Origin of the sequence: Lewinella sp. IMCC34191 (assembly GCF_003390935.1) — a bacterium.
Classification (GTDB): domain Bacteria; phylum Bacteroidota; class Bacteroidia; order Chitinophagales; family Saprospiraceae; genus Neolewinella.
In genome coordinates this window covers 1-2,762 of the sequence record NZ_QNQZ01000023.1, presented here as the reverse complement: position 1 = coordinate 2,762, position 2,762 = coordinate 1, and the positions used below count along the sequence as shown (strand labels likewise).

Sequence of the window (2,762 nt, the reverse complement as noted above, 5' to 3'; positions counted from 1 at the left end):
GAGGCCGTTTCTTTGATAACGATCAACAAGTTCGATAAGAGAGCTTCAGTCCTTTCAACTGATCCATACGGTTCGTCCACGGCACATAAAGACCGTAACTGATTATTATAATACTTCTACAAGCGTGCTGCCGTATACCTTTTCGTTACTCATAAGCTTCAGTGCAATTTGATCTAACAAACTGTACGTCTCACTCACTTCAAAGAAAAAATAAAGGAAGCTGTCGGGTGATTAGTACTGCTCGGCTCCACGTATTACTACGCTTCCACCTACAGCCTATCAACGCAGTCATCTTCTGCGACCCTCAGGGGAATATTCATCTTGGAGTTGGCTTCGCGCTTAGATGCTTTCAGCGCTTATCCTATGCCGTATATAGCTACCCGGCAGTGCAGCTGGCGCCACAACCGGTACACTAGAGATACGTCCATTCCGGTCCTCTCGTACTGGAAACAGATCTCCGCAATATTCCTACGCCCGCAACAGATAGAGACCGAACTGTCTTGCGACGTTCTGAACCCAGCTCGCGTGCCACTTTAATGGGCGAACAGCCCAACCCTTGGGACCTTCTTCAGCCCCAGGATGTGACGAGCCGACATCGAGGTGCCAAACCTCCCCGTCGATGTGAGCTCTTGGGGGAGATCAGCCTGTTATCCCCGGAGTACCTTTTATCCTTTGAGCGATGGCCCTTCCATGCGGAACCACCGGATCACTTAAGCCTGCTTTCGCACCTGTTCGACCTGTCGGTCTTGCAGTCAAGCACCCTTATACTTATACGCTCTTCGCATGATTACCAACCATGCTGAGGGTACCTTTGCGAGCCTCCGTTACACTTTAGGAGGCGACCACCCCAGTCAAACTACCCACCACACACGGTCCTCCTATTTCGTAGGAGTTAGCATCAAAGTATAAGAAGGGTGGTATTTCAAGGACGACTCCACAACCACTAGCGTGGCCGCTTCATTGTCTCCCACCTATCCTACACATCTTATACCCTAATGCAATGTGAAGCTGTAGTAAAGGTTCACGGGGTCTTTTCGTCCCGTTGCGGGTAATCGGCATCTTCACCGATACTTCAATTTCACCGAGCTCATGGCCGAGACAGTGCCCAGATCGTTACACCATTCGTGCAGGTCGGAACTTACCCGACAAGGAATTTCGCTACCTTAGGACCGTTATAGTTACGGCCGCCGTTTACTGGGGCTTCAGTTAAGACCTTTGGATTACTCCTAAGCCCCTTCCTTAACCTTCCAGCACCGGGCAGGTGTCAGACCCTATACTTCATCTTGCGATTTAGCAGAGTCCTGTGTTTTTGCTAAACAGTCGCCTGGGCCTCTTCACTGCGGCCTGCTCATCCCTGAGCAGGCGACGCTTCTCCCGAAGTTACGCGTCTAATTTGCCTAGTTCCTTAGCCATGAATCACTCGAGCGCCTTAGGATACTCTCCTCGACTACCTGTGTCGGTTTACGGTACGGGCCGCTACTGCTCGCTATTTCTTGGAAGTCGCTTCACTGGATTATCAAGTCTTACCGAAGTAAGACCTGTACTATCGGTCAATTTTACTCAACCTTTAACGTACTATTCCGTCAGTACGCACCAACTACACTACTCCGTCGCTTTCATTGCAGAGCGGGTACGGGAATATTAACCCGTTTGCCATCGGCTTCGCCTGGCGGCTACACCTTAGGTCCCGACTAACCCGATTCTGATTAACATCGAATACGGAAACCTTAGTCTTACGGCGAAGGGGTTTCTCACCCCTTTTATCGTTACTCATGCCTACATTTGCTTTTGTAGCCGCTCCAGCCGGAATCACTTCCAACCTTCGGTGCTGTACTACAATGCTCCCCTACCAAATGATGCCCTAAAGCATCCTTTCCATAGCTTCGGTACCGGGCTTATGCCCGAGTATTTTCCGCGCAGGAACGCTCGACTAGTGAGCTGTTACGCACTCTTTAAATGAATGGCTGCTTCCAAGCCAACATCCTAGCTGTCTTAGCATCCCCACATCGTTCCATTCAACTCAGCCCGAATTTGGGGACCTTAGCTGATGGTCTGGGTTGTTCCCCTCTTGGCCACGGACCTTAGCACCCGTAGCCTCACTGCCGCTACTGTTATGCCGGCATTCGGAGTTCATCAGGGGTTGGTAGGCGGTGAAGCCCCCTAGCCCTATTGGTAGCTCTACCTCCGGCACACATTCCACGACGCTGCACCTAAATGCATTTCGGGGAGTACGAGCTATCTCCTGGTTTGATTGGCCTTTCACCCCTACCCACAGGTCATCCGAAAACTTTTCAACGTTTACCGGTTCGGTCCTCCATTCCGAGACTATCGGAACTTCAACCTGCCCATGGGTAGATCACCAGGTTTCGCGTCTACCCCCACTACCTATATCGCCTCGTTAGGACTCGCTTTCGCTGCGCCTGCGGTGCTGAACACCTTAAACTCGGTAGTGAGGAGTAACTCGTAGGCTCATTATGCAAAAGGCACGCCGTCACACACTTACGTATGCTCCGACCGCTTGTAGGCGCACGGTTTCAGGGTCTTTTCACTCCGCTTCTCGCGGTTCTTTTCACCTTTCCCTCACGGTACTGGTACACTATCGGTCTCTCAGGAGTATTTAGCCTTACGGGATGGTGCCCGCAAATTCAGACAGGGTTTCTCCGGCCCCGCCCTACTCAGGATCCTCGTCATCAACACCACCATTCCTGTACGGGACTTTCACCCCCTATGGTCAGCTTTTCCAAAACTGTTCCAGTTAAATG

1 rRNA gene is annotated in these 2,762 nt (G+C 51.2%); it reads right to left on the bottom strand.

Going from position 1 to position 2,762, the window contains the following annotated elements:
- Positions 1-210: 210 nt before the first annotated feature.
- Positions 211-2,762, bottom strand: a 23S ribosomal RNA gene (locus DRW39_RS22035); the annotation flags it as partial.